The sequence below is a fragment of the Mycobacterium sp. NGS63 genome (assembly GCF_059812295.1).
Genome location: NZ_JCALCJ010000003.1, coordinates 611,370 through 637,416, shown reverse-complemented (window position 1 = coordinate 637,416; position 26,047 = coordinate 611,370). Strand labels below are relative to the sequence as shown.

At 67.4% G+C, this 26,047-nt stretch carries 29 protein-coding genes; 10 read left to right on the top strand and 19 right to left on the bottom strand.

All coding sequences use genetic code 11. From position 1 onward, the window contains the following. Nucleotides 1-141 precede the first annotated feature (141 nt). Entirely contained in the window at nucleotides 142-1,287 is a 1,146-nt protein-coding gene (locus AC5Y4Z_RS10095; protein WP_499963133.1) for a thiolase family protein, read from the bottom strand. A 68-nt stretch (nucleotides 1,288-1,355) separates the two neighbouring features. After that, complete coding sequence (locus AC5Y4Z_RS10090; protein WP_499963131.1) at nucleotides 1,356-1,769, bottom strand: Zn-ribbon domain-containing OB-fold protein; 414 nt, start codon at nucleotides 1,767-1,769, stop codon at nucleotides 1,356-1,358. Nucleotides 1,770-1,947: 178 nt separating this feature from the next. Between AC5Y4Z_RS10090 and AC5Y4Z_RS10085 the strand changes: the two genes are divergently transcribed. Continuing rightward, entirely contained in the window at nucleotides 1,948-2,241 is a 294-nt protein-coding gene (locus tag AC5Y4Z_RS10085) for a putative quinol monooxygenase (protein ID WP_499963129.1), read from the top strand. Here AC5Y4Z_RS10085 and AC5Y4Z_RS10080 read toward each other — a convergent pair. Then, nucleotides 2,238-3,221: an LLM class F420-dependent oxidoreductase gene (locus AC5Y4Z_RS10080; RefSeq protein WP_499963126.1), complete on the bottom strand. Its 984-nt coding sequence runs from the start codon at nucleotides 3,219-3,221 to the stop codon at nucleotides 2,238-2,240. The two genes, AC5Y4Z_RS10085 and AC5Y4Z_RS10080, sit on opposite strands and share 4 nt — an antisense overlap. 11 nt (nucleotides 3,222-3,232) lie before the next feature. Further along, on the bottom strand, nucleotides 3,233-3,799 hold the full coding sequence (locus AC5Y4Z_RS10075) for a TetR/AcrR family transcriptional regulator (RefSeq protein ID WP_499963124.1): 567 nt from the start codon (nucleotides 3,797-3,799) through the stop codon (nucleotides 3,233-3,235). Between the two features lie 80 nt (nucleotides 3,800-3,879). On the opposite strand from AC5Y4Z_RS10075, the gene AC5Y4Z_RS10070 reads away from it, so the two are divergent. Genes AC5Y4Z_RS10070 through AC5Y4Z_RS10060 form a run of 3 tightly spaced genes read left to right on the top strand, consistent with a single transcriptional unit; the run spans nucleotide 3,880 to nucleotide 6,609 of the window. Next, a complete protein-coding gene (locus AC5Y4Z_RS10070; RefSeq protein ID WP_499963122.1) occupies nucleotides 3,880-5,088 on the top strand; it encodes an FAD-dependent monooxygenase in 1,209 nt (402 codons plus the stop codon). A 34-nt stretch (nucleotides 5,089-5,122) separates the two neighbouring features. Further along, nucleotides 5,123-5,986: an LLM class F420-dependent oxidoreductase gene (locus AC5Y4Z_RS10065; protein ID WP_499963120.1), complete on the top strand. Its 864-nt coding sequence runs from the start codon at nucleotides 5,123-5,125 to the stop codon at nucleotides 5,984-5,986. Nucleotides 5,987-6,009: 23 nt separating this feature from the next. Continuing rightward, nucleotides 6,010-6,609 (top strand): class I SAM-dependent methyltransferase, encoded by a 600-nt coding sequence (locus AC5Y4Z_RS10060; RefSeq protein ID WP_499963118.1) that lies wholly within the window; start codon nucleotides 6,010-6,012, stop codon nucleotides 6,607-6,609. Nucleotides 6,610-6,676: 67 nt separating this feature from the next. Here AC5Y4Z_RS10060 and AC5Y4Z_RS10055 read toward each other — a convergent pair whose 3' ends face one another. Together AC5Y4Z_RS10055 and AC5Y4Z_RS10050 are read right to left on the bottom strand one after the other, a co-directional pair. After that, nucleotides 6,677-8,821, bottom strand: a complete 2,145-nt coding sequence (locus AC5Y4Z_RS10055; protein WP_499963116.1) for a 3-hydroxyacyl-CoA dehydrogenase NAD-binding domain-containing protein — start codon at nucleotides 8,819-8,821, stop codon at nucleotides 6,677-6,679. A gap of 4 nt (nucleotides 8,822-8,825) precedes the next feature. Beyond that, nucleotides 8,826-10,037 (bottom strand): acetyl-CoA C-acetyltransferase, encoded by a 1,212-nt coding sequence (locus AC5Y4Z_RS10050; RefSeq protein WP_499963114.1) that lies wholly within the window; start codon nucleotides 10,035-10,037, stop codon nucleotides 8,826-8,828. A 177-nt stretch (nucleotides 10,038-10,214) separates the two neighbouring features. Between AC5Y4Z_RS10050 and AC5Y4Z_RS10045 the strand changes: the two genes are divergently transcribed. Continuing rightward, nucleotides 10,215-11,405 (top strand): pyridoxal phosphate-dependent aminotransferase, encoded by a 1,191-nt coding sequence (locus AC5Y4Z_RS10045; protein ID WP_499963112.1) that lies wholly within the window; start codon nucleotides 10,215-10,217, stop codon nucleotides 11,403-11,405. Here AC5Y4Z_RS10045 and AC5Y4Z_RS10040 read toward each other — a convergent pair. Genes AC5Y4Z_RS10040 through AC5Y4Z_RS10025 form a run of 4 tightly spaced genes read right to left on the bottom strand, consistent with a single transcriptional unit; the run spans nucleotide 11,398 to nucleotide 13,933 of the window. Then, the gene (locus AC5Y4Z_RS10040) at nucleotides 11,398-11,841 is read right to left on the bottom strand and encodes an SRPBCC family protein (RefSeq protein ID WP_499963110.1); all 444 of its coding nucleotides are present in this window, start codon (nucleotides 11,839-11,841) and stop codon (nucleotides 11,398-11,400) included. The genes AC5Y4Z_RS10045 and AC5Y4Z_RS10040 overlap by 8 nt on opposite strands. Before the next feature lie 49 nt (nucleotides 11,842-11,890). Continuing rightward, a complete protein-coding gene (locus tag AC5Y4Z_RS10035; RefSeq protein ID WP_499963108.1) occupies nucleotides 11,891-12,346 on the bottom strand; it encodes an SRPBCC family protein in 456 nt (151 codons plus the stop codon). A 59-nt stretch (nucleotides 12,347-12,405) separates the two neighbouring features. After that, a complete protein-coding gene (locus AC5Y4Z_RS10030; protein ID WP_499963106.1) occupies nucleotides 12,406-13,485 on the bottom strand; it encodes a CaiB/BaiF CoA transferase family protein in 1,080 nt (359 codons plus the stop codon). A gap of 4 nt (nucleotides 13,486-13,489) precedes the next feature. Next, nucleotides 13,490-13,933: an SRPBCC family protein gene (locus AC5Y4Z_RS10025; RefSeq protein WP_499963104.1), complete on the bottom strand. Its 444-nt coding sequence runs from the start codon at nucleotides 13,931-13,933 to the stop codon at nucleotides 13,490-13,492. Between the two features lie 36 nt (nucleotides 13,934-13,969). Between AC5Y4Z_RS10025 and AC5Y4Z_RS10020 the strand changes: the two genes are divergently transcribed. Beyond that, entirely contained in the window at nucleotides 13,970-15,673 is a 1,704-nt protein-coding gene (locus AC5Y4Z_RS10020; RefSeq protein ID WP_499963345.1) for an alpha-keto acid decarboxylase family protein, read from the top strand. A 7-nt stretch (nucleotides 15,674-15,680) separates the two neighbouring features. Here the strand turns inward: AC5Y4Z_RS10020 and AC5Y4Z_RS10015 are convergent, their stop codons facing one another. The 4 genes from AC5Y4Z_RS10015 to AC5Y4Z_RS10000 all read right to left on the bottom strand — a co-directional run bounded on the left by AC5Y4Z_RS10015 (nucleotide 15,681) and on the right by AC5Y4Z_RS10000 (nucleotide 19,454). After that, nucleotides 15,681-16,304 (bottom strand): fatty-acid--CoA ligase, encoded by a 624-nt coding sequence (locus AC5Y4Z_RS10015; protein ID WP_499963102.1) that lies wholly within the window; start codon nucleotides 16,302-16,304, stop codon nucleotides 15,681-15,683. After that, nucleotides 16,301-17,713, bottom strand: coding sequence for a FadD3 family acyl-CoA ligase (locus tag AC5Y4Z_RS10010; protein WP_499963100.1), 1,413 nt, complete (start codon nucleotides 17,711-17,713; stop codon nucleotides 16,301-16,303). The genes AC5Y4Z_RS10015 and AC5Y4Z_RS10010 overlap by 4 nt, the downstream gene beginning before the upstream one ends. A 32-nt stretch (nucleotides 17,714-17,745) precedes the next feature. Further along, nucleotides 17,746-18,936 carry an amidohydrolase family protein gene (locus AC5Y4Z_RS10005; RefSeq protein WP_499963097.1) on the bottom strand — a complete coding sequence of 397 codons (1,191 nt, stop codon included), beginning with the start codon at nucleotides 18,934-18,936 and terminating at the stop codon, nucleotides 17,746-17,748. Nucleotides 18,937-19,034: 98 nt separating this feature from the next. Next, nucleotides 19,035-19,454 (bottom strand): lipoprotein LpqH, encoded by a 420-nt coding sequence (locus AC5Y4Z_RS10000; protein WP_499963095.1) that lies wholly within the window; start codon nucleotides 19,452-19,454, stop codon nucleotides 19,035-19,037. A gap of 108 nt (nucleotides 19,455-19,562) precedes the next feature. Between AC5Y4Z_RS10000 and AC5Y4Z_RS09995 the strand changes: the two genes are divergently transcribed. Both AC5Y4Z_RS09995 and AC5Y4Z_RS09990 read left to right on the top strand, forming a co-directional pair. Further along, complete coding sequence (locus AC5Y4Z_RS09995) at nucleotides 19,563-20,327, top strand: enoyl-CoA hydratase/isomerase family protein (RefSeq protein WP_499963093.1); 765 nt, start codon at nucleotides 19,563-19,565, stop codon at nucleotides 20,325-20,327. Next, nucleotides 20,324-20,764, top strand: coding sequence for an Rv2576c family protein (locus AC5Y4Z_RS09990; RefSeq protein WP_499963091.1), 441 nt, complete (start codon nucleotides 20,324-20,326; stop codon nucleotides 20,762-20,764). The genes AC5Y4Z_RS09995 and AC5Y4Z_RS09990 overlap by 4 nt, the downstream gene beginning before the upstream one ends. On the opposite strand, the gene AC5Y4Z_RS09985 is transcribed toward AC5Y4Z_RS09990, so the two are convergent. After that, nucleotides 20,680-21,390, bottom strand: coding sequence for a TetR/AcrR family transcriptional regulator (locus tag AC5Y4Z_RS09985; RefSeq protein ID WP_499963342.1), 711 nt, complete (start codon nucleotides 21,388-21,390; stop codon nucleotides 20,680-20,682). The genes AC5Y4Z_RS09990 and AC5Y4Z_RS09985 overlap by 85 nt on opposite strands. A gap of 195 nt (nucleotides 21,391-21,585) precedes the next feature. On the opposite strand from AC5Y4Z_RS09985, the gene AC5Y4Z_RS09980 reads away from it, so the two are divergent. Continuing rightward, the gene (locus tag AC5Y4Z_RS09980) at nucleotides 21,586-22,881 is read left to right on the top strand and encodes a cytochrome P450 (RefSeq protein WP_499963089.1); all 1,296 of its coding nucleotides are present in this window, start codon (nucleotides 21,586-21,588) and stop codon (nucleotides 22,879-22,881) included. A gap of 1 nt (nucleotide 22,882) precedes the next feature. Here AC5Y4Z_RS09980 and AC5Y4Z_RS09975 read toward each other — a convergent pair whose 3' ends face one another. From AC5Y4Z_RS09975 to AC5Y4Z_RS09960, 4 genes are read right to left on the bottom strand one after another with little or no spacing between them, the layout of a single operon-like run. Then, nucleotides 22,883-23,176 (bottom strand): cytochrome C oxidase subunit IV family protein, encoded by a 294-nt coding sequence (locus AC5Y4Z_RS09975; RefSeq protein ID WP_499963340.1) that lies wholly within the window; start codon nucleotides 23,174-23,176, stop codon nucleotides 22,883-22,885. Next, nucleotides 23,176-23,748, bottom strand: coding sequence for a cytochrome c oxidase subunit 3 family protein (locus tag AC5Y4Z_RS09970; protein WP_499963087.1), 573 nt, complete (start codon nucleotides 23,746-23,748; stop codon nucleotides 23,176-23,178). The genes AC5Y4Z_RS09975 and AC5Y4Z_RS09970 overlap by 1 nt, the downstream gene beginning before the upstream one ends. Beyond that, nucleotides 23,745-24,557, bottom strand: coding sequence for a hypothetical protein (locus AC5Y4Z_RS09965; protein ID WP_499963085.1), 813 nt, complete (start codon nucleotides 24,555-24,557; stop codon nucleotides 23,745-23,747). The genes AC5Y4Z_RS09970 and AC5Y4Z_RS09965 overlap by 4 nt, the downstream gene beginning before the upstream one ends. After that, nucleotides 24,554-25,339 (bottom strand): hypothetical protein, encoded by a 786-nt coding sequence (locus tag AC5Y4Z_RS09960; RefSeq protein WP_499963083.1) that lies wholly within the window; start codon nucleotides 25,337-25,339, stop codon nucleotides 24,554-24,556. The genes AC5Y4Z_RS09965 and AC5Y4Z_RS09960 overlap by 4 nt, the downstream gene beginning before the upstream one ends. 102 nt (nucleotides 25,340-25,441) lie before the next feature. On the opposite strand from AC5Y4Z_RS09960, the gene AC5Y4Z_RS09955 reads away from it, so the two are divergent. Then, nucleotides 25,442-26,044 carry a TetR/AcrR family transcriptional regulator gene (locus tag AC5Y4Z_RS09955; RefSeq protein ID WP_499963081.1) on the top strand — a complete coding sequence of 201 codons (603 nt, stop codon included), beginning with the start codon at nucleotides 25,442-25,444 and terminating at the stop codon, nucleotides 26,042-26,044. Nucleotides 26,045-26,047: the final 3 nt, after the last annotated feature.

Below are 26,047 nucleotides of genomic sequence, written 5' to 3'. Positions count from 1 at the left end.
CGATGCGCGCCGGTCCCGCAAGACGGTAGTCAGCCGCGTCCGACATGGGGACAAGCGCGCAACTGTGCATGGCTGAGCAGACGCAAAAGCCCCTCAAAACTGCTGTTTTGAGGGGCTTTTGCGTCTGCTCGCGGTAACTACCTACAGCGACAGGATCGTGGCCGACGCGGTGCCGGGCGCCCCGTACACCTGCGCCAGGCCGACGCGCGGGTTGCCGGGCACCTGCCGCTCGCCCGCCTCGCCGCGCAGCTGGCGCACCAGCTCGTGCATCTGCCGCAGGCCCGACGCGCCGATCGGTTCGCCGTTGGCGATCAGCCCGCCGTCGGTGTTGACCGGCATCGAGCCGTGGATCTCGGTGGCGCCGTCGGCCAGCAGCTTCTCCTGCTCCCCGTCGGCGCACAGGCCGGTCTCGGCCATGTGGATGACCTCGTTGCCGGCGTCGGTGTCCTGCAGCTGTGCGACGTCGACGTCCTCCGGCCCGATGCCCGCCGCCTCGTAGGCCGCCTTGGACGCATACACCGTCGGCGAAACGTCCTCGTCCAGTGGGGCGAACGTGGCATGCACCTCGTAGGCGCCGTACGTGCGAGTGCGGATCTCGCACGCCCGCACGTAGACCGGCTTATCGGTGTAGCGGTGCGCGATGTCGGCGCGGCACATCACCACGGCCGCGGCGCCCTCGTCGGGCGCGCAGAACATGTACTGCGTCAGCGGGTAATTGAGCACGTTCGAGTTGAGGATCTCTTCGACCGAGATCTCCTTGCGCCGGAAGGCATTCGGATTCAGCGCACCGTTGCGGAAGTTCTTGTTGGCTACCCGCGCCAATGTCTCCTGGGAGATGTTGTGGTCGTGCAGGTACTTGTTGGCCTTCATCCCGAAGAACTTGGTGGTGACGAACTGCCCGTTCTGCGCGTACCACTGCGGCAGCGCGAGCTTGGCGGGGTCGTCGGTGAACGCGCCCCGCGGGTGCTTGTCCAGCCCGATGGCGATGCCGATGTCGTACTTGCCCAGCCGGATCGTGTCGGCGGTCTGCTGGATGGCGCTGGCGGCGGTGGCGCAGGCGTTGAACACGTTGGTGAACGTGATGCCGGTCAGCCCGACCAGGCGGGTCACCGCGTCGGGGTTGGACACCTCGTGGCTGCCGCCGAAGCCGAACTGGATGTCCTTCCAGTCCACGCCGGCGTCGGTCAGGGCGGCCTGGATGGCCTCGGCCCCCATCTGCATCGCGGTCTTCTCGAACCGGCCGAACGGGTGCAGGCCCACGCCGATGATGGCGACGTCGTTAGTCATCTCAACCTCCTACTTGGGTAGCTGGTGGCGATCCGCTTCACCCGGCTCCGCCGCGCTCGCGATCGCCACTAGACCGGCCGGAAAGCGAATGTCATGACCTCGGCGCCCTCGTCGTCGGTGGTGAGCGGCACCATGGTCAGCTCGACCTCCTGACCGAACCGCAGCTTGGCCGGGTTGTTCTCGGTCAGCCGGCCCTCGACCCGGATGACGTCGTCCAGCTGGACCAGGCCCACGCCGAACGGCACGAAGTCCTTGCCGGCCGGGCCGGCATAGGGGGCGCCCGGCGGGAAGCCCTGGGTGGTCCAGGCCACCAGGGTTCCGCGGCGCGGCAACAGCACCGCGGTCATCTCGCCGCCGCTGCAGCGCGGGCACCACTGCTGCACCGGGAACGTGGTGGCACCGCAGTTGCCGCAGCGACTCCCGATCAGCTGGGGGTTCTCGTCGGGCCAGGTGGAGATTTCGGGGGCGAGTGCCTTCTGCATAGGGGATCCTCCAGCGATCGTCCGCGGTCCGCGACAAAACAACGCGCTCCCTGAAAGGTACAACAGCATTCGACAAAAGTGGAAATCTCGTTCTCGCTGCCCGCGACCCGCCCCTGCGCCCCGCCCGCCGGGTATGTGAGGCTGAGGAGCGACCCCGCCGCCGAGCAAGGAGACCACGATGCCAGTCACGGTGATACTCGAGCTCAGATTCAAACCCGACGAGGTCGCCGCGGGCCGCGAGGTGATGGGCCGCGCGCTGCAGGACACCCGCGCCTTCGACGGAAACCTGCGCACCGACGTGCTCGTCGACGAGGCCGACGAAGCGCACTGGATCATCTACGAACTGTGGGACACCGTCGAACACGACGAGGCCTATCGCGCCTATCGGGCCGGCGAGGGAAAGCTCACGCAGCTGCCTCCCCTGCTGGCCGCGCCTCCCGTCAAGACGCGCTACGCCACCACCGACATCTAGCTCAGTGCCGGAATGACCTCGCGTTCGAACAACTCGATGCCCGAACGGTCATAGGCGGCCTCGGGGAAATAGCAGATCGCGTACTCGCACCCGAGGTCGCGAATCTTGATCAGCCGCTCCACCACCTGCTCGGTCGTGCCCGTTGCCGAGTCCGGTAGGCCGGTCGTCATCGAATCCGCCAGCGTCTCAGGCACATAACCGGCCAGCCGGTCGCGGACCCGCTGCAGCCGGTCTTTGACGTCGGCCTCGGACGGGGCGACGACGGCGGTGAAATTGGCCGAGCGCACGATCGCGCCGAAGTCGGTGCCCACGTCGCGGCAATGCTGTGCCAGCACCTCCGATTTGTGGGCGAAGGCCTCGGGTTCGGGCGTGAAGTTGGTGTACTGCGCGTACTTCGCCGCGATGCGCAAAGTCACCTTTTCCCCGCCGCCGGCGATCCACAGCGGTATGCCGTTGTCCTGCAGCGGCTTCGGGGCGACGATGGCCCCGTCGACCTGGTACTGCTCGCCGGCGAAACTGACTTTGCCGTCGCGCCAGGCGTCGCGCATGATCTGCACGCCTTCGTCCAGCCTCGCCAGCCGCACCTTGGCCGACGGGAACCCGTAACCGTAAGCGCGCCACTCGTGTTCGTACCAGCCTCCGCCGATGCCCATCTGGATCCGGCCGCCGGAGATGATGTCGGCGGTCGCGGCCACCTTGGCCAGGTACACCGGATTGCGGTAGCTCATCGCCGTGCACATCTGGCCCAGCTTGATGCGCGACGTCGTCGCCGCGTAGGCCGCCATCAGCGACCAGGCCTCGTGGGTGGCCTCGCCCGTCGGCATCGGGACCGTGTGGAAGTGGTCGTAGACCCACAGCGAGTCCCACGCGGCGTTGTCGGCGTAGGTGGCCAGGTCGCGCATCACCGCCCAGTGCTTCGCGGGGTCGATGCCGACCAGATCCATTCGCCAGCCCTGCGGAATGAAAAGACCAAAGCGCATAAGAGGGGACTCTAGCCCCGCGCTGACCTGGCCCGCCGTGATTTCACCCCCAGCGCATCGAGCGCGGCGCGCACCGACGTCTCGCGCAGCACGTCGTAAGGGACATCGGGGAACTGCAGGCAGCAGTCCTGCAGCCCGCCGAACGCGAGGACGGCGCGGGCGGACTGCTCGAGGGTGGGCCGCGGGCCGAACACCAGCTTGCCGAGCCGGTCCCGCCACGCCAGCACCTTGTCGATGAGCCCCAGGTCGGCCAGCATCGCGATTTCGGCCAGCACCAGCATCAGGTCGTGGCGGTGGCGATAGTGGAAATCGAAATAGCCCTCGAGCAATTCGCGGGCATTCACCCCGGACCGGCCTTCCTGATCGTCGATGAATTGCTCGCCTTCGTCGATCAACGGCACCAGGATGCTGCGCACCAGTTCCTCCCGCGAGGCGAAGTGGTAGTACAGCGCGGGTTTGGTGATGCCGAGTTTGTCCGCGATGTCCTGCAGGCTGGTGCGCTGCACGCCCTGGTGCAGAAAAAGCTCCCGAGCGGCCTCTTGGATGCGCTGCCGGGTGTCCGACCGGGGACCACTCACGCTCCGAGCGTATCTGACTTACCGATAGGTAAGCGGGATGTTAGGCTTACCGAACGTTAAGTAAGTCCGAGGAGGCCGTCATGCGGATTCTCGTCTCCGGCGCCAGCATCGCCGGGCCCGTACTGGCCTACTGGCTGGCCCGGCACGGCTTCGAGGTCACCGTCGTCGAGCGCGCGCCCGGGCTGCGCAAGACCGGCGGCCACGCCGTCGACCTGTTCCGCCCGGCCATGGAGATCTCGGCGAAGATGGGCGTCTTGCCACGCATCGAGGCGCTCGCCACCGGAACCGACCGCCTGACCATGCATCGCGAGGGCAGGCCGCGGCCCACCGAGATCGACCTCACCAAGCTCGTCGGCATCGCGTCGGACCGCCACGTCGAGATCATGCGCGACGACCTCAGCGAGATCTATTACGACGCCGGCCGCGACGACGTCGAATACGTCTTCGGCGACTCCATCACGGCGATCGACCACGACGGCGAGGTCACGTTCGAACACTCCCCCGCCCGCCGCTTCGACGTCATCGTCGGCGCCGACGGGCTCCACTCCAACGTCCGGCGCCTGACGTTCGGCGAGGAGGCCGGCCTGACCCGGTTCCTCGGCGGCTACCTGGCGGTGGTGTCGGCGCCCGCGACGCTGGCCAAACCCGGCGAGATGATCGGCCACATCGGTGTCGGCCGCCTCGCGGCGATCTACACCGCCGACCATCTGGACGACGCGCGGGCGGTGTTCATGTTCCGCAGCACCGAGGAGTTCGACTACGGCCATCGGGATTCGTTGCGGCAGAAGGAGTTACTGCGCGAGGCCTTCGTGGGCATGCACCCGCAGGTGGACCGCTGGCTCGAGGAGGTCGCCGACACGCCCGCGTTCTATTTCGACGCGATCAGCCAGCTGCGCATGGACCGGTGGTCGCGGCGGCGGGTCACCCTCGTCGGCGACGCCGGGTACTGCCCCGGCCCGGCGGTCGGCGGCAGCACCAGCCTCGCGGTCCTCGGCGCCTACGTGCTGGCCGGGGAGCTGGCCCGGGCCGCCGGGGATCACCTGCGGGCGTTCGCCGCCTACGAGCTGCAGATGCGCGAACCGGTCCACCTGAGCCGGGCGTTTGCGCGTGGCGCCGCCAAGAGCCTCATCCCCGGCTCCCGGGCCGGGGTCTGGGCCCTGACCCGCGGGGTCCGGCTAGTCTCACTGATGCCGGGCTCGCTGTCCCGAGCGCTGGCCAAGCTGAACACCAAGGGCGTGCGCATGCACGACTCGATGCCGGTGCCCGACTACAGCGCAGCCGAGGTTTGACGGCTCAGGCATGCCACGAAAGGAACGATCGCCGATGGAGCTGACCGGAATCGGCATCTGGAGCAGCCAACTGCGCTACGGCGACCCATCCGAAAGCGCCGACGCCGCAGCGGAATTGGACGAGCTGGGCTTCACAGCGCTGTGGATTCCCGACGTGGGCGGGCCGGTGTTCGACGCGGTGGGCCGCCTGCTTGCCGCCACCAAGCGGACCGTGATCGCCACCGGAATCTTGAACCTGTGGATGCACGCCGCCACCGACGTCGCCGGGTCCTACGCCGCGCTGACCGCCGAGCACGGCGAGCGCTTCCTGCTGGGGATCGGGGTCAGCCACGCGCCCCTGATCGACGCCGGGGAACCCGGGCGCTACCGCAAACCGCTGGCGGCGACGGCGTCGTTCCTGGACGGGCTGGATGCCGCGCCGCAACCCGTGCCGGTCGACGCGCGGGTGCTCGCCGCGCTCGGTCCGAAGATGCTGACCCTGTCGGCCACGCGTGCCCGCGGGGCCCACCCTTACCTGGTCACCCCCGAGCACACCGCTTCCGCCCGTTCGACTTTGGGCCAGGGCCCGTTGTTGCTGCCCGAGCAGACCGCGATCCTGACCGACGACGCCGACGAGGCACGCCGCGTCGGAACCGACTGGCTGCGGGCGTATCTGGCGCTGCCGAACTACGCCAATAACCTACTGCGCAGCGGGTTTTCCGAAGACGACCTGGCGCAGGTCAGCGACCGGCTCTTCGACGCGATCATCGCCTGGGGAGACGAGGGGGCGATCATGCGCAGGGTCGACGAACATCGCGCGGCCGGCGCCGACCACGTCTGTGTCCAGGTGCTGACGGCCGACCCGAGGGAATTTCCGCGCGAGCAATGGCGCCGCCTCGCCGCGGCCGTTACGGGATGACCACCGCCGCATAGGGTTAGGGCATGGCCTCCAAACACACCCTCTTCCGGATCTTCTACCGCATCGGCTTCACCCCGTGGGACGGTCACCCGATCGCACAGAACCTGCAGGACCTCGTCGAGGGAACCGGTGACACACCCCCGCTGCCCGCGGGGAGGGCCCTGGACCTGGGCTGCGGCACCGGGGACGCGTCGATCTACCTGGCGCGACACGGCTGGAAGGTCACCGGCGTCGACTTCGTGCCCAAGGCCCTCGACAAGGCCCGCGCCAAGGCGGCCGACCTGGCGGTCGACTTCGTCCAGGCCGACGTCACGCGCCTGACGCAGGCGGGCATCGGCGCCGATTTCTCGCTCATCGTCGACAACGGCTGCCTGCACAACATGAGCGACGGCGACCGCGACGCGTACGTCCGCGAGGTCAGCGCAGTCGCCGCGCGCGACGCACGGCTGCTCGTCGTCGCGTTCCTGCCCGGCGGGCGGCTCGGCGTGCGCGGCGTCGAACCCGCCGAAATGGAACGGCGGTTCACCGCGGGCTGGACGCTGTTGTCCGCCGGCCACGAGGGTGAGCTCGACCGCGAAAAGACCCCGGTGCGCTACTACCTCTTCCAGCGCCGCGCCTCGTAAGCGCGAGCAGACGCAAAAGCCCCCGACACGCCGTGCGTGCGGGGGCTTTTGCGTCTGCTCGCGGTAACTAGGTGAGCGACTTCGGCGGCAGGAAGCGGTCGCCGTACTTGGCGGCCAACTCCTTGGCGCGCGCCACGAAGGCCTCCTTGCCGGTGCCGGCCGGACCCTCGTAGCCGACGATGAACTGCGCGCTGCCGCCGGTCCACGGCGGGAAGCCGATGCCCATGATCGAGCCGATGTTGGCGTCGGCGGTCGACGTCAGCACGCCCTCGTCGAGGCACTTCTGCGTCTCGAGCGCCTCGGCGAACAGCATCCGGTCGATCATGTCCTGCAGCGGCGGCTGCGACGAACCGGACTTGAACGTCTCGCGCAGTCCGGGCCACAGGCCGGTCCGCTTGCCGTCGGGGTATTCGTAGAACCCGGCGCCCTTCAGCCGGCCCGACCGCCCGATCTCGATCATCTTCTCGACGACCGCCTCGGCCGGGTGCGGCTCGTAGGTGCCGCCCGCGTCCTCGACGCCCTTGCGGGTGGCGACGGCGATCTTGTGCATCAGCTCCAGGTTGAGCTCGTCGGACAGCTGCAGCGGCGGCGCCGGGTAACCGGCCTGCGACCCCGCGTGCTCAATGCTGGCCGGCTCCACGCCCTCGCCGAGCATCGCCAGCGCCTCGTTGACGAAGGTGCCGATGACGCGGCTGGTGAAGAACCCGCGGCTGTCGTTGACCACGATCGGGGTCTTGCCGATGGCCAGGGTGTAGTCGAACACGCGGGCCAGCGCCTCGTCGGATGTCTTCTCGCCCTTGATGATTTCGACCAGCGGCATCTTGTCGACCGGCGAGAAGAAGTGAATCCCGATGAAGTCCTCCTGCCGCTTGACGCCGGTCGCCAGCCCGGTGATCGGCAGCGTCGAGGTGTTCGATCCCAGCACCGCGTTGGGCTCGACGATGTCCTCGATCTCCTGGAACACCTGGTGCTTGAGGTCCTGGTTCTCGAACACCGCCTCGATGACGAAGTCGACGCCCTTCAGATCGGCGGGGTCGGCGGTCGGATGAATCCGCGCCAGCAGCGCGTCGCTCTTTTCCTGCGTGGTCTTGCCGCGCTCGAGGGCCTTGGCCTCCAGCTTCTCGGAGTAGCCCTTGCCCTTGGCGGCGGCCTCGGCGCTGACGTCCTTGAGCACCACCTCGTAGCCGGCCTTGGCCGACACGTAGGCGATGCCCGCGCCCATCATGCCGGCCCCGAGCACGCCGATCTTGTTGATCGGGGTCTTGCCGATGCCGTCCGGACGCGATGCGCCGGAGTTGATGGCCTGCAGGTCGAAGAAGAACGCCTGGATCATGTTCTTGGCGACCTGGCCGGTGACCAGCTCGGTGAAGTAGCGGCTCTCGATGCGGCTCGCGGTGTCGAAGTCCACCTGCGCGCCCTCGACCGCGGCGGCCAGGATGGCCCGCGGCGCGGGCATCGGCGCGCCCTTGAGCTGCTTGCGCAGCAGCGACGGGAACGACGGCAGGATGGCCGCGAGCGCCGGCGACGACGGGGTGCCGCCGGGAATCTTGTGGCCCTTGACGTCCCACGGCTGGGTGTGCGCCTCGGGGTTGGCCTTGATCCACGATTTGGCGGCGGGGACCAATTCCTCGACGCTGCCGACGATCTCGTCGACGAGGCCGTTGTCCTTGGCCGCGGCCGGCTTGAAGCGGGTGCCCTGGCTCAGCACGTTGACGAACGCGTTCTGGATGCCCAGCATCCGCACGGTGCGGGTGACGCCGCCGCCGCCGGGCAGCAGGCCCAGGGTGGCCTCGGGCAGCCCGATCTGGACGCCCTTGACGTCGGCGACGATGCGGTGGTGACAGGCCAGCGCGATCTCCAGGCCGCCGCCCAGCGCCGCGCCGTTGATCGCGGCCACCACAGGCTTGCCCAGGGTCTCAAGCGTGCGCAGGTCCCGCTTGACCGCCTCGACGGTGTCGAACGCCTCGCCGGCGTTCTCCGGGCCGAGGTTGATCATGCCCTTCAGGTCACCGCCGGCGAAGAACGTCTTCTTGGCGCTGGTGATCACCACCCCGGTGACCGAGTCCTTTTCGGCGACAAGGCGTTCCACCGCCTTGTTCATGGACTCCTTGTAGTGCTCGTTCATCACGTTGGCCGACCCGGTCGGGTCGTCCAGCGTCAGGGTGACGATGCCGTCGGCGTCTTTGTCCCACTGAATGGTGTTCTCTGCCATGTGCTTAAACCCTCTCGATGATCGTCGCGACGCCCATGCCGCCGCCGATGCACAGCGTGACCACCGCGCGGCGGGCGTTGCGGCGCTCGAGCTCGTCGACCATGGTGCCCAGGATCATGGCGCCGGTGGCGCCCAGCGGGTGGCCCATCGCGATGGCGCCGCCGTTGACGTTGAGCTTCTCGTCGGGGATGTTGAGGTCCTTCTGGAACTTCAGGACGACCGACGCGAACGCCTCGTTCAGCTCGAACAGGTCGATGTCGTCGACGGTCAGCCCGGCCCGGTCGAGCACCTTCTGGGTGGCCGGCGTCGGGCCGGTGAGCATGATGGTCGGGTCGGCGCCGGTGGTCGCGGTGGCGACGATGCGCGCGCGCGGCGTCAGGCCCTGCGAGGCGCCTGCCTTCTCGTTACCGATCAGCACCAGCGCGGCGCCGTCGACGATGCCCGAGCTGTTGCCGCCGGTGTGGACGTGGTTGATCTTCTCGACCCAGTGATACTTCTGCAGCGCCACGTCGTCGAAGCCGGCCATGTCGGCCAGTCCCTGGAAGGCGGGCTTCAGTTTGGCCAGGCCCTCCATGGTGGTGTCGGGCCGCATGTGCTCGTCGTGGTCGAGGATCAGCAGGCCGTTCTGGTCGCGGACCGGCACCACGGACTTGGCGAAGTAACCGCCCGACCACGCCGCGGCCGCCAGCTCCTGCGACCGCAGCGCGTAGGCGTCCACGTCCTCGCGGGAGAAGCCCTCGATGGTCGCGATCAGGTCGGCGCCGATGCCCTGCGGGACGATGTAGGCGTCGTAGGAGGTGGCCGGGTCGGCCATCATCGCACCGCCGTCGGAGCCCATCGGCACGCGGCTCATCGACTCCACCCCACCGGCGAGCACCAGGTCGTCCCAGCCGGAGCGGACCTTCTGCGCGGCGGTGTTCACGGCCTCGAGCCCGGAGGCGCAGAAGCGGTTGAGCTGCACACCGCCGACCGTGTCGGGCATCCCGGCCGCGATCACCGCGGTGCGCGCGATGTCGCCGCCCTGGTCGCCCACGGGCGAAACGCACCCCAATACGACGTCGCTGATCAGGTTCTCGTCCAGGTCGGGGTGGCGCTTGCGCAGCTCCTCGATGAGGCCGACGACCAGGTTCAGCGGCTTGACCTCGGTCAGCGAGCCGTTCTTCTGCTTGCCGCGCGGCGTGCGGATCGCCTCGTAGACGAAGGCTTCTTCGGACATGTCGGCTTCCTCTTCACAAATGGGAGTGTTGGACCGGATAACACCCTAAACCAACCTGTTGGTTGGGAGTAATGGCGCTGGTCCGAACGCCCGAATGTGCGGCCAGCCGCACGCTCGGCGCCGAACGTGCGGCCAGCCGCACGCTCGGTGGGAGCGCCCGCCCTAAGCTCAACCCCCATGACGGTGTCGCGACTGCGGCCGTACGCCACGACGGTGTTCGCCGAGATGTCGGCGCTGGCCGCGCGGATCGGCGCGGTGAACCTCGGCCAGGGCTTTCCCGACGAGGACGGGCCGCCGGCGTTGCTGAAGGCCGCGCAAGACGCCATCGCCGCCGGCGCCAACCAATACCCGCCCGGGACAGGGATCGCGCCGCTGCGCCAGGCCGTCGCCGCCCAGCGCCGCCGGCACTTCGGCATCGAATACGACCCCGACACCGAGGTGCTGGTGACCGTCGGCGCCACCGAAGCCATCGCCGCGGCGGTGATCGGCCTGGTCGAGCCGGGCTCCGAAGTGATCCTCATCGAACCCTTCTACGACTCCTACTCCCCGGTGGTGGCGATGGCCGGCGCGCAGCGGGTCGCGGTGCCGCTGGTCCCCGACGGGCGCGGCTTTGCCCTCGACGCCGACGCCCTGCGCCGCGCGGTCACGCCGAAGACCCGCGCGCTGATCGTCAACACCCCGCACAACCCGACCGGCACGGTGCTCGGCGCGACCGAGCTGGCGGCCATCGCGGAGATCGCGGTGGCCGCCGACCTGTTGGTGATCACCGACGAGGTGTATGAGCACCTGGTGTTCGACGGCCCCGGCGGCAAGAAGCATCTGCCGCTGGCCGGCTTCGACGGCATGGCCGAGCGCACGATCACCATTTCCAGCGCGGCCAAGATGTTCAACTGCACCGGGTGGAAGATCGGATGGGCTTGCGGCCCAGCGCAACTCATCACGGGGCTGCGCGCGGCCAAGCAGTACCTGAGCTACGTCGGCGGCGCGCCGTTTCAGCCCGCCGTGGCCCTCGCGCTGGACACCGAGGATGCCTGGGTGGCCGACCTGCGCCGCTCGTTGCAGTCCCGCCGCGATCGGCTGGCCGCGGGACTGACCGAGATCGGCTTCGCGGTGCACGACAGCGACGGCAGTTATTTCCTGTGCGCCGACCCGCGCCCGCTCGGGTACGACGACAGCACGGCGTTCTGCGCGGCACTGCCGGAGAAGGTCGGGGTGGCGGCGATCCCGATGTCGGCGTTCTGCGACCCCGCGGCGCCCTATCTGGACGTGTGGAATCACTTGGTGCGCTTTACCTTCTGCAAACGCGACGCCACCCTCGACGAGGCGATCAGGCGACTCGGCGCGCTGCGGAACGCGTCCGCTACCTAGCCGAATCCCGCATCACGCGCGTCCGAAGCCCCTCGAGCGCCGCGTGCAGGATCTTCTTGCGAGCCCGGTTGACCCAGAACTCCGGCAGCGGCGCCCACGGCTCGACGGTGATGGCGAACCGCACCCTCGTCCTGTCCTCACCCTCGCGGGTCAGGTTGTACTCGCCGTGCTGGCCGCGCTGCTGGGCCGTCTTGCGCGCGTCCCACACCATCCAGTCGGGGCCCCAGTGGTATTCGAGCAGTTCCGTGTCGTGGATGCCGGTCACCGCGATGGTGACCTTGACGTGGTGCGGCCGGCCGTCGGGATGCTTGTCGATGACTTCGACCCGCTTGTGCACCGACGACCACGACGGCACGGCGTCCATGTCGGCGAGCGCCTCCATGATCGCTTCCGGGGGCGCGTCGATGACGATTTCCGACGATGCTTGTACGGCCACTGCTTCAAAATTAGCAATCGCGGTCGCGCCCGGAACCCCTAAACGCCAACTAGGCCGGCCCGCCCGAATTCGCGCCGCCCACCACGAGGTCGGTCAGCCCCTTCACCGACGCGTTGAGCACCTTCTCGGTCGCCCGCTTGACGACGAAACCCGGGATGGGCCCGGCCGGTTCGACGGTGATGTCGAAACGCACCCGGGTCTGGTCGACGCCCTCGGGTTTGATGTTGTACTCGATGTGCTGGCCGTGCTGCTGCGCGGTCCCCTTGGCGTCGTAGACCACCCAGTCGGGTCCCCAGTGGTATTCCAGGACCTCTTTGTCGACGAGCCCCAGGATCTTGATCGTGGCCCTGACGTGGTGGGGCCGGCCGTCGGGATAGCGGTCGAGGACTTCGACCTGCCTGTGCAGCGGCGACCACGATGACAACAGGCCGACATCTGTCAGCGCCTCCATGACCACTTCTGGCGGCGCGTCGACGACAAACTCTCGTGATGCTTTTACGGCCACTGAGAACAAACTAACCCCAACGGCCTGCGCCCGCGTGGTGTTTCGCCGTATATTCTTAACTACCAGCCGATTTCGGTGAGCGAAGTAGTCGTCGCCGGCGGCGGTCCGACCGGGCCGCCCGGCGTCCGGGAGAAACGCGGCGCCGGGGCGGCCTGCTGGACGCCGTGGGCGGTGATCAACGTCGACCGCGCGTTCAGGTGCTCGTTGGCGGCGGCCTCGGCCCAGGTCAGCACCGGGGTGACGCACGCGTCAGTGCCGGCGAAGATGTCGGTCCACTCCTGGCGGGTCCGGCTGGCGAACCGGGTTGCGAAGACGTCGTACATCGTTGGGTACGAACCGATGTCGAGTTGGCCGGGCACCTCATCGGGTGACAGGCCGAGCCCGCTCAGCAGCGCCGCGAAGAATTGCGGTTCGATGGCGCCGACGGCCATGTACTTGCCGTCGGAGGTCTCGTAGCACCGGTAGAACGGGGCGCCGCCGTCGAGCAGGAACGACTCGCGCTCGTCGCGCAGCGCGCCCGTCGACTTCATCGTCCACATCATCTGGGCGAGCAGGCTGACCCCGTCGACCATCGCGGCGTCCACGACCTGACCCTTGCCCGAGCGCTCGCGTTCGTACAGCGCGACCGCGATCCCCAGCAGCACCAGCATCGAGCCGCCGCCGAAGTCGGCGACCAGGTTCAACGGCGGTATCGGCGGCCGATCCCGGTAGCCCAGCGCCGAGAGCGCGCCGGTCTGCGACAGGTAGTTGATGTCGTGGCCGGCCGTCTGGGCCACCGGCCCGTCCTGCCCCCAGCCGGTCATCCGCGCGAAGATCAGCCGCGGATTGACCGCCGCGCAGTCGTCGGGACCGATGCCGAGCCGCTCGCAGGTGCCGGGCCGGAAGCAGTCGAGCAGCACGTCGGCCTTGGCGGCCAGGTCCAACAGCGCCGCGGGCTGGGCCTTGACGTCCAGGTCGACGATGCGCTTTCCCCGGTGCAGCAGGTCGCGGTCCTCGGGCGGCATCGTGAGGCCGCCCGGACGACGCACCCGCACCACGTCGGCGCCGAGGTCGGCGAGCATCATGCCCGCGTGCGGGCCCGGCCCGATGCCGCCGAGTTCGATCACCCGCACCCCGGCCAGCGGTCCCGCGCCGGTCACCGGGTCAGTTGCCCTTCTTCACCTGCAGCACCCGCTCGCGCAGCGCCTTGGTGGCCGAATCGATCGTCCCCTTGACGGCGCGCTTGAGGACGAAGCCGGGCAGCGGAACGTTGGGGTCGACGGTGATCTCCATCTTGACCAGCGTCGAGTCGCCCTTGGGGACCAGGGTGTACTTGCCGTCCTGGGACTTCTGCTGCCCGGAGCTGACCAACGTCCAGCTCACCTCGTTGCCGCTCCAGGTGTAGGCCACCACCTGTTCGTCGGTGATGCCCGCCGTCCTGACCTTCATCTTGACCTTGCTGGGCCGACCGTCGTCGCCGGTCTCGAGGATCTCGGCGCTTTGGTGGGGGTCCGACCATTCGGGCATCGCTTCGAAGTCGGCGATGACTTCCAAGATCTCCTCGGGACTGGCTTCGATGACGATGTCACGGGATTCTTTGATTGCCATGGCCCGCACGATAGGCGAAGTGCCGTGTCGGCGGGAATGGTTTCGGCCGGGCGTACCGTCGTGTTTGTGACTGATCCCGTCTACACCGTCGGTGACTACCTGCTGGACCGCCTCGCCGAACTCGGCGTCTCCGAGATCTTCGGCGTCCCCGGCGACTACAACCTGGCGTTCTTAGACCACATCGTCGCCCACCCGACCATCCGCTGGGTGGGCAGCGCCAACGAGCTCAACGCCGGCTACGCCGCCGACGGCTACGGGCGGCTGCGCGGAATGTCCGCTGTGGTAACGACATTCGGGGTCGGCGAGCTCTCGGCGGCCAACGCGATCGCGGGCAGCTACGCCGAGCACGTGCCGGTCGTGCACATCGTCGGCGGCCCGTCGAAGGACGCGCAGGGCACCAGGCGCGCGCTGCACCATTCGCTCGGCGACGGTGATTTCGAGCACTTCTTCCGGATCAGCCGCGAAATCACCTGCGCCCAGGCCAATCTCATGCCGGCCACGGCGTGCCGGGAGATCGACCGGGTGCTGTCGGAGGTGCGCGAACACAAGCGGCCCGGCTACATCCTGCTGTCCACCGACGTCGCGCGCTTTCCCACCGAACCGCCGGAGGCGCCGCTGCCGCGCTACAGCGGCGGCACCAGCCCCCGCGCGCTGTCGCTGTTCGTCGACGCCGCCACCGAGCTGATCGGTGAGCACCAGCTGACCGTGCTGGCCGACTTGCTGGTACACCGCCTGCAGGCCGTCAAAGAACTCGAGGCGCTGCTCGCGGCCGACGTGGTACCGCACGCCACGCTGATGTGGGGAAAGAGCCTGCTCGACGAGAGCTCCCCGAACTTTCTGGGGATCTACGCGGGCGCGGCGAGCGCCGATCGGGTGCGCACCGCGATCGAGGAGGCCTCGGTGCTGGTGACGGCGGGGGTGGTGTTCACCGACATGGTCAGCGGCTTCTTCAGCCAGCGAATCGACCCGGCGCGGACGATCGACGTCGGGCAGTACCAAAGCAGCGTGGCCGGCGAGGTTTTCGCGCCGCTGGAGATGGGCGCCGCCCTGGAGGCGCTGGCCACCATCCTGGTCCGGCGGGGGATCACCTCACCGCCGGTGGCGGCGCCGCCCGCCGCGCCGTTGCCCCCGGCCCCAGCGCGCGATCAACCGCTCACCCAGCAGATGGTGTGGGACCGGCTGTGCGTAGCGCTCACGCCCGGCAACGTGGTGCTCGCCGATCAGGGCACGTCGTTTTACGGCATGGCCGATCACCGGCTGCCGCAGGGCGTCACCTTCATCGGCCAACCCCTCTGGGGCTCAATCGGTTACACGCTGCCGGCGGCGGTCGGCGCCGCGGTCGCCCACCCCGACCGCAGGACGGTGCTGCTGATCGGCGACGGCGCCGCGCAGCTGACCGTCCAAGAACTCGGCACCTTCTCCCGCGAGGGACTGTCCCCCGTCATCGTCGTCGTCAACAACGACGGCTACACCGTGGAGCGGGCGATCCACGGAGAAACGGCCCCCTACAACGACATTGCGAGTTGGAAATGGACCGATGTCCCCCACGCGCTGGGGGTGACCGAGCACCTGACGTTCCGGGCGCAGACCTACGGCGAACTCGACGACGCGTTCACCGCCGCCGCCCAGCACCAGGACCGCATGGTGTTCGTCGAGGTGGTGTTGCCGCGGCTGGAGATCCCGCACCTGTTGGGCCAGCTCGTCGGATCCATGTCACCCACCGCTGCCGCCCGCCGCTGAAGCGCCGTTATCCCTCGATGCGCATCATGTCGAAGAACCGGCCGACGAACAGCGGCGGGTAGGCGCCGACGCCGGCGCCCGACATCCACGGCGCCGCGGAGTCGGGGTGGTCGATCCACTGCCGGGCGCCCTCCTCGTCGGGAAACTCCTGCAGGATCAGCACCTCGTGCTCGTCGTCGAAAGCCTGGAAAACCCACGTCTTCCGGATGCCGGCCGCGGTGAACCTGCCCATCGCCGAGCGAACCTCGGCGGTCAGGGTCGCCACGTCGTCGACCGACGCGATCGCCGACACCACGACGCCGGGCGCCCCCGGGACCGGCGGCGGCTGCGGAACGAAGCGGTCGATGATCTCGCCGGCGAAGACGGCCGGGATGTCCTCGACGCCTGCGGCGTCGAACCAGTCGAAGAAGACGCGGGAGCGCAACAACTCCACGATGGGCTCGCGGCTGTGCACCCCGATCATCACCAGCACGCGCCCGTGGTCGTGGGTGGACGTGTACACCAGGACGTGGTGCGCGCCGATATCGGCGAGGGCGGCCTTGTTGCGCTCGAGCAGGGGCCACACCCGGGTGGGATCCGGGACGCGATAATCCGATGCGATCACCATCGAGTGGATGTCGCCTGTGCTCAACGAAGCCGGTCCTTCATCACTTTCCCCGTCGCGTTGAGTGGGAGTGAATCAAGGAACTGTACCGCGCGCGGCACTTTGAAGCCCGCCATGCGGTCACGACACCAGGCGATCAATTCTTCGGCGCTGACGGTGTCTTGGCGGCCGTTGAGCACCACGAAGGCCTTGCCGACCTGCCCGAGCCGCTCGTCGGGAACACCGATGACCGCCGCCTGCGCGACGGCGGGGTGGTTCATCAGGAAGCCCTCGATCTCGGCGGGATACGCGTTGAATCCGCCGACGATGAACATGTCCTTCTTGCGGCCGACGATGCGCAGGCGGCCCGCGTCGTCGAGGTTGCCCAGGTCCCCGGTGTGCAGCCAGCCGTCGGCATCGATCGCCTCGGCGGTCCCGGCGGGATCGTCGAGATAACCCTGCATGACGCCGTACCCGCGGGCGAGCACCTCGCCGTCGCCGGCGATGCGCACCTCGACGCCCTCGCAGGGCAGGCCCGCGGTGGTGGCGACGTCCTCGAAGGAGTCGCCGGGCCGGGACAGGGTCACGTTGCCGGCCTCGGTGAGCCCGTAGCCGGTCATCAGCGTCTGGAACGGCAATTCACCGTGGATGCGACGGACCAGTTCGACGGGGATGTCGGCGGCGCCGGTCACCCCCGCGCGCAACGTCGACAGCTTGGTTTTGTCGGCGACGGTCAGCAGCGAGTGGTACAGCGTCGGTGGGCCGGGCAGCATCGTGATGCGTTCCCGCCCAATGAGATCCACCACCGCGTCGACGTCGAATACCGCGACCGGCAGCATCGTCGCGCCGCGCAGAAACGACGTGATGAGTCCCGCCTTCAGGCCGAAGGTGTGGAAGTACGGGTTGATCTGCAGGTAGCGGTCGCCCTCGCGCAGATCGGCGAGCGTCGCCCATTCCTCGTACATCCGCAGGGTCTGCCGGTGGTTCATCATCGCGCCCTTCGGGCGGCCGGTCGTGCCCGAGGTGAAGATGATGTCCGAGACGTCGGTGCCGCTCATCGCCCGCTCGAACGGGGAACCGCTGGAAAGGAAGTCGGACTTCAGGTCGATCACCGGGACGCCGGCGGGCGCGACGTAATCTTGGCCGAGAAATCCCTTCTGCACCAGCACGGCCTTGGCCCCGCTGCGCGTGATGACGTCGCCGGCTTCCTGCGTCTTGAACCGGGTGTTGACCGGCACCAGCACGCCGCCCGCGGTGAGCAATCCGAACGCCGCGATGATCCACTCGGCCGAGTTGGGCGCCCAGATCGCGACGCGTTCGCCCTTGCCGATGCCGAGTTCGGCGAAAGCCCCTGCGGCACGGCGTATCCGGTGCACCAGTTCGGCGAAGGTGAGGCGCAGCGGACCGTCGACGACCGCCTCCGCGTCGCCGAAGCGGTCCGCCGCGCTCAAGACCATCTCGGGGATGGTCTCCCACCGCGGGCTATATGTCACACCGTGACGAGTCGACCGAGGTTGCCGCCCATGATCTTTGCCTGGTCCTCGACGGACAGGTGCGACAGCGCGTTGACGTAGTAGGTCGGCTCCGCCAGCCCCTCGGGGTGCGGCCAGTCCGAGCCGTACAACACCTGGTCCACGCCGACGAGGTTGACCAGGTCGTCGATGCCGTCCTCGAAGAACGGGCTCACATGGATGCGGCTCTTGACCATCTCCACCGGGTCGCTCGGGAACACTTCCGGGGCCTTGCGGAAGACCTCGGCCAGGCCGTCCAGCAGCGGGGTCATCCACTTCGACCCGGCCTCGACGATCGCGACCTTCAGCTTGGGGTGACGGTAGAGCGCGCCGTGGATCACCCACGAGCCCACCGCATCCTGGATCGGCCGCCACTCGTTGAGGATGCCCATCGCATTGGTCTGGAACGGCAGCATCTCCTGTTCGGCACCGTCCCATTCCGAGGTGTACCGGGAGTAGCCGCTGTCGCTGGAGTGCATGCCGACCAGGACGTCGTGCTCGACGACCCGCTCCCAGAACGGGTCGAACTCGGGCACCGCGAACGACCGCGGACCGCGGAAGCCGGGGACGGGAGCCGGACGGATCAAAATCGCGCGAGCACCGCGCTTGACGGCCCATTCCAGCTCCTCGATCGCCTTCTCGACGATCGGCAGGGTGATGACCGGGGTGGTGAAGATCCGGTTCTGGTAGTTGAAGCCCCAGACCTCGTCCAGCCACTCGTTCAGCGCGTGGATCAGGACGTGGACCGCGACCGGGTCGTCGCGCAGTCGTTCCTCGAGCAGGCTGGCCAGCGTCGGGAACATCAGGGTGCGGTCCAGACCCAGCTCGTTCATCTTCTCCAGGCGCGGGCCGGGCTCGAAGAACGCCGGGATCGCGCGCATCGGCTCACCGAACAGCTCGCGCTTGGACTTGCCGTCCGGGTTGCCGTACTTGAAGTACTCCTCCCACGCGCCCGGCCGGGCGACGACCTCGAAGGTCGGGTTGGGAATGTAGTTGCTGATGTGGCCGCGGATCGCGATCTTGGTGCGCCCGTTGATCTGCACGTACTGAACGAAGTCCTTGTACTCCTTGGGCAGGAACTTGGTCAGCGCCTCCGGCGGCTCGTAGAGGTGGTTATCCGCATCAAAGATTGGAAACGGGACGTCTTCCCGGTGTGACAACTGGCCCATGAGATCCTCCTTCGCGATTTGTGAGAATACTATTCTCTACGGGTGCCTAACCGCAACGTGGCCCGGCTCAGCCCGGTTCGGAGCCCGGTTCGGAGCCGTCAGCACGTAACGACGATCTTGAACGTGGCGCTCGCCGGTTCACCTGGCTTGTCGGTCTGGTAGCCGCTGGCGGTGCCGCTGACGGTGAATTTGTCACCGGTCATGCTCATGTCGGCGTTGGGACCGTCACCCCGGGAGTACATACCGGTGAACCCACCGACGTTCCGGATGTGCACAGACTGGGCGATCGCTGGTTGCGCATTCTCGTCGACGACGACGTTTGCCCCGGAGAAATTGCTGCCGATGTCAATCGTCCGAGTCCACTCCAGCTGACCGCACTTGACGATGTGAAAGCTTTTCTCGTTACCGTTCACGGTGACCGATGCCGTGCTGGCGAGTTGGGCCGGCGGCCGCGACGTGCATGCGCCGAGCAGGGCCACGGCGAGCGCCGCGGCGGCGGCCACCATTCGACTCCGCACCGAGTCACCTCCATCCCGCCGGCGGCATCACCCGGCCTGCAGCGATGATGTTATTCTCGCGAAAAGAGAATGCCAATATCCGGGTTCTTGTCGAGGAGCGCTACGCACATGGTGGACCTAGAGTTCGACGGTCTCGTTGCGGGGCTGGCGGTCCTCACCATCGATCGCCCCCACGCTCGCAACGCCATCGCGCCGGACACCATGGACCAGCTGGAGAAAGCGCTCGATGCGGCGGCGGGCGCCGAAGCGCTGGTGATCAAGGGGGCCGGAGATCGCGCTTTCGTATCCGGCGGTGACCTCAAGGAGTTGAGCGCGCTGCGGACCGAGGAGGACGCCGCGGCGATGGCACGGCGGATGCGGTCCATCTGCGACCAACTGGCAGATTTCCCCGCCCCCGTCATCGCCGCACTCAACGGCCACGCGTTCGGCGGCGGCGCCGAAGTCGCCGTCGCCGCCGACATCAGGGTGGCGGCCGACGACATCAAAATCGCCTTCAACCAAGTGCAACTGGAGATCATGCCGGCCTGGGGCGGCGCCGAGCGACTGGCCGCGCTGGTCGGAAAGAGCAGGGCGCTGCTGCTGGCCGGTTCGGGAACCGCCCTCAGCGCGTTTGAAGCCGAGCGGATCGGCTTGGTGGACCGGGTGTTGCCTCGCGACGTCTTCGACTCGCCGGACGACGGATGGCGAGCTGTCGCGAGGTCGCTGGCCCGCCGCCCGGCGACCGAGATAAAGCGCGTAATCCGCGGAGTTTCCCCTGATGAGGCGATAGCATCCTTTGCACGGCTGTGGGTGGCCGACCCGCACTGGCAGGCCGCAGAACGTGTGATGAACCGCAACACCAAGCCGCGCCCGGCGGCCGGAGGAGCGTCATGACGATGAATATCAAGGCAGTGACAGGCGCCGGATCGATTGTGTCGTTGGTTTCGTTGCTAACAGCATCGGGCGTACTGGTGGGCAGCGGACGGGCACATGCCGATGACCCGGTCATGCATCACGTCAAGTACACGGTCACGGCGCAGAATCCGATCTACACCGATATCTATTACCTGGATCATGAGCCGGCAAAGTTCGCGGATTACAGCCACAACCCCTACTCGTTCACGCCGCACGTCGACGTCGACCTCGGGCCGGGCAAGGCGTGGACGTACGAGCTGGACCTGTCAAAACCCGACGTGTATGCGATGGTCGTGGCGAGCACGGGTACGGAACCCGGGGCGCCGAACCTTCATTGCGACTTGGCGGTGGACGGGACCGTCGTCGTATCCAAGGACGGACCCAAAGGCGTGCTTTGCTCGCTGCGAACCTGGTGAACCACCCACGCCTCCGGTATGTCCGCGACGGGCTTCGGCTCGCCTTCCAGGCGGCGCAGGTAGGTTTCGACCAGCTCCAGGGTTTCGGCGTGACCGCCGGAGATGCCGACCGCCCGCTCGAGCACCAAAAATCGGGACAGGCTGGTCATCAGGACCGTCCAGACCACCGGCGGCACGTCCTCGCGCCCCACGCCGTAGCGCTGCAGCGCGGCGGTCATCGCATCGCGTTGTTCCGCGCGGAAACGTTCGGCGTAGTAAGCGATTTCGGCCCGCATCTCCTTGCGGTGATTGGCCAGCGCCATGAATTCCATCGAGATTCGGGTGAACCCAGGATCGGTGCCGAATCGCCACAGCGCCCACAGCGGCTGCTCCGATTGCAGCGCCTGCGCCTGCACCTGCAGGCCCTCTTCGGCGCGGCGGCGGAAGACCTCGAGGAACAGCTCGTCCATGGTGCGGAAGTAGTAGTGCACGAGTTGAGGCTTCAGACCCGCGCGCCCGGCGAGCCGGCGCGACGTCACCGCGGCGTAGCCCTCCTCGAGCATCAGCTGCTCGGCCGCGTCGAGCAGCAGGCCGCGATTCTTCGCGTCGGGCGCCCCGATCCTGCGAGCCACGGAAGCCGGTGCCATGGCTTCACCCCATCCTCTCTGCGCAGCCGTGCCGACCACACGGATCGTATCGTGGCACGGCCTCGCGGCCTTGACCACGACATTACCGCCATGCTAAGCAGGTGCTCAGCACATTTTCTCGATCGCGAGATCGGGCGGCGATAACGCTTGCCGCCGAACACCACCGGTAAACCCAGCCCAGGGAGACGCAATCCGATGAGCGACTACGCCTCGATCGACTTCTTCACCGATCAGTCTCTGGTCCCCGATCCGCATCCGTATTTCGACTACCTGCGCAGCCAAAACCCGGTGCTGCGCCTGCCGCACTACGGCGTCGTCGCGATCACCGGCTACGAGGAGGCCACCGAGGTCTACAAGGACCCCGACACGTTCTCGAACATCGTCGCGCTGGGCGGGCCGTTCCCCCCGCTGCCGTTTGCGCCCGAGGGCGACGACATCAGCCCACAGATCGACGCGCACCGCAGTTCGTTTCCGATGTTCGAGCACATGGTCACCATGGATCCACCGGACCACACGCGCGCCCGATCCGTGCTGTCCAAGCTGCTGACCCCGAGCCGGCTGAAGCAGAACGAGGAGTTCATGTGGCGCCTCGCCGACCGCCAGCTCGACGAGTTCCTGGAAAACGGTGAGTGCGAGTTCATCGCCGAATACTCCAAACCCTTTGCCACGCTGGTGATTGCCGACCTGCTCGGCGTCCCCGAGGAAGACCACACGCAGTTCCGCACCGTCTTGGGCGCCGACCGTCCCGGCGCGCGGGTGGGAGCACTGGACCACGAGTCGGTCGGCATCAACCCGCTGGAGTGGCTCGACGAGAAGTTCTGCGCCTACATCGAAGACCGGCGCCGCGAGCCGCGCAACGACGTGCTGACCTCCTTGGCGAGCGCGAAGTACCCGGACGGGTCGACGCCCCCGGTCATCGAGGTGGTGCGCTCGGCGACGTTCCTGTTCGCCGCCGGGCAGGAGACCACCGCCAAGCTGCTCAGCGCAGCCCTGCAGGTCATCGGCGACCGGCCCGACATCCAGCAGCAGCTGCGTGACGACCGCAGCCTGATCCCGAACTTCATCGAAGAATCGCTGCGCATGGAGAGCCCGGTCAAGAGCGACTCGCGGCTGGCCCGCAAGGCCGCCCGCATCGGCGGCGTCGACATCCCCGCCGGCACCGTGGTGATGATCTTGCCCGGGGCCGCCAACCGCGACCCGCGCCGCTTCGAGAACCCGCACCAGTTCGACATCAACCGCAAGAACGTGCGCGAGCACATGGCCTTCGCCCGCGGCGTGCACTCCTGCCCCGGAGGACCGCTCGCCCGCGTCGAAGGCCGTGTCTCGATCGAGCGGCTCCTGGATCGGATGTCGCACATCGAGATTGACGAGGGCCACCACGGCCCCAGCGCCGAGCGGCACTACAACTACGAGCCGACGTACATCTTGCGGGGTCTCAGCGAACTGCATCTGACGTTCACGACCGCCGACTCCGTCGCGCCGGTGGGGTGAATCAGATCGTCATCCCGACGAAGTAGCAGCCGAGCAGGGCGGCGGCCATGATCACCACCCAGGCATCGGTAAGGCGGCACAGCAGGGCGGGGGCCTGCCGGACCTCCATAAATTCGCGAAAAATGATGCGCACCTTGATCAGTGCGATCACGATGACGCTCGACGTGACGATCGCGTCCGATCTCAGCAACCCGGAATGGTCCTGTGCCGAGTGGTCGATCCATAGATAGCCGAGCGTGAGCGAGGCCAGGATCACCCACACCACCAGCAGCCGTTTGTTGAATTTGATGGCGATCACCTCACCACGTAGAGCAACGCAAAGATGAGCACCCACAAGAAATCGACGGTGTGCCAATAGGTGGCGCACGTTTCCACCAGCTCCTGCGAACGGCGCGCCGGGCTGCGCAGTTGGTAGACGACCACACCGAGGGCGACGAAGCCGATCAGCAGGTGGACGAAATGGATCCCGGTGAGAAAGATGTAGTAGCCGAAGAAGTCGTTGCTTTCCAGGCCATTTCCCATGTGCACCAACCGGGCCCACTCAAACACCTTGAAGAACAGGAAGAGCGCGGCGAAGGCGGCCGTGATGTACACATCGCGCAGCGCCGCCTGGTAGGCGCCGGCCCGGGCCGACTGCACGCACCGCGCCACCGACCACGAGCTCAGCAGCAGGACGAGGGTGTTGAGAACCCCGACGCGCAGATCCAGCTGCGCCTGCGAGTGCAGGAAGAGCTCGGGGCTGCGGGCGCGGTAGAACAGGTAGAAGCCGAAATATGCGGTGAATATCAGCGTCTCGAACAGCACGAAGGCCCACATGTCCGGCTGGCCGGGTACGGCGCGACTTTTCCGATCGGTGAGGTCCGTCATTGGGCGGCCGCCTCTTTGCGGGTCAGGGGCAGCGGCCCGGTGCCGAAGTCTTCGCGACGGATCATCTGGAACAGCATGACGATGAAAGTGACTTGGTAGACGCCGAACACGACCATGTCCAGCCACCAGGCGATCTGACCGTTCCACGCCCACACGCCGCGCCGGAAGATCCAGCACGGTGACACGACGACCTCGGTCAACGCGTTGCACAGGTTGAGGTAGCCGAACCATTTGGGAAAGACCCGATTCTTGTCGAGCAGAATCGCGACCATCCAGATCAGCGAGCCGATCAGGAAAACCCCCATGGTGCCGTCGAAGGACAGGAAGGCGAAGTCGTACAGCCAACCAATCGCTTCGGGGTTTCGCTGCGGTCGCAGCGTGCCGACGATCAGCGCGATACAGAGCAGCAGCATTCCGGGAACCGCGCTGAGCGAGTAGATGATCAGATACGAATAGCCGAACGCGGGGCTGACGGACATGCGTCGCATCGAATACGCGATCAGGGCGTTGTTGATCGCGATCATGCCGCTGATGGCGAAAATGACGCCGAAGCCAAAGGGAATCCCGAGGTGGCGTTCGGAGAACCAGTGGACCTGCGTCGCCAGGTCCCAGGTGGGCTGCGGCGGCGGCTGCACCTGCGCCACGATGAAGAACATCGGGAAGAAAATGTTGTAGAACACGACGAGTGTCCACCACGCCAACCAGAGCTCGCGCTTGGGGTTGTGCCGCAGATGCCAGGCGACGCGCCGATGCAGGGGTCCGGGCGGCGGCGTCGCCGGGGAGGTCGGCGGTGTGATCACCGCGCTCATGCGCCCACCAGTTCTTCGCCGCGCCTGCGGTTCTCGGCGCGCTCGCGATAGACGGCCTGCCCCAAGACGACGCCCATCACGACTATCCAGACCGCGATGGCAACGTTTTTCACCCAGAAGGACAAGAACCCGTCCCACGCCAGCGGCCCGGTCAATGACACGCCGACGAAGGCAGCCGGCACCAGCGCGGCCGCCACCACCAGGTTGAAGTGGGCCACCCAGCGGGAGAACACCGGGCGTGGCTGGTCGTCGAAATAGATTGCCAGGGAGAGAATTACGCTCTGCCCGATCAGGAACGGGACCAGGATGGTGAAGGTCATCCAGCCGAAATCGTTGAGCAACTGTGTCAGCTCGGGGCTGCGTTCCGGACGGAAGGCGGCAAGCAGCCAGCAGACGTTGGCGACGAGAAAGAGCGTCGGGCCGCCGGCCACGCAACCCAGCATCGCGTAGGAGAAGATCGGCGTCCGATGCGCCATGCGGCGGATCTGCAGCACGATCAGCGCCAGGATCGGGACGAGGCACACGCCGAACCAGTTGAACACGATCATGCTGTACCGGATCTCCGGCAGGTGGGCCGGATCGCGATAGAACGCGGCAACTTGATCTGCCGGCATCGTGGGTGACATCGGCGGATTGAAGGGGGGAAACAGGAAGAAGGAGGCGATCCACAGGAGCAGCGCCACCGGCAACGTCCAGAGCAGGATCAGCTCGCCATTCGTCCGCCGCGGCGCGGTTCGCGCGGATCGGCGACCGCCCGCATCGCTGCTGCCGGCGTTGGACATCCGTACTCCTTCCCCGTGCCAAGTCGCCGCCCCAAACTCGGCTAGTGAGCGAAGCTAGCCGATCGGCTAGCCACGGTCAATACCGTCGTCTAGTCTCGGTGCGTGGGAACAGCGCGGCAGCCGGTCACCGGTAGGCAATTCTGGCTGATCCAGCACAGCGCGGCCCAGACGCGGGTACTCGATGCCGCGTTGGAGTTGTTCGCCACACACGGTGTCAGCGGTACGTCGCTACAGATGATCGCCGCCTCAATCGGTGTAACGAAAGCCGCTGTCTACCACCAATTCCGGACCAAAGAGCAGATCGTCATCGCCGTGACCGAACGCGAACTGGGCCGACTCGAAGCGGCGCTCGAGGAGGCCGAGGCATACGGCGACGGGCCTCAGGCACGAGATGCCTTGTTGGTCCGCGTGATTGAGATGGCCGTTCGCGACCGCCGGCTGGTGCGCACGCTGCAATTCGATCCCGTCGTCGTCCGATTGCTGGCCGAGCACAAGCCGTTCCAACTATTCATGGACCGTCTGTACCGGGTGCTGCTGAGCGATGCGGGTCTGGACGGGCGGATCGAGGCCGCCATGTTCTCCGGCGCACTCAGCACCGCGGTGATGCATCCGCTGGTTGCTGACATCGACGACGACACGTTGCTCGACCGGGTGACCGATTTGAGCCGGCGCCTGCTCGGCCTGCCTCGGCCAGGCCATGACTGACTC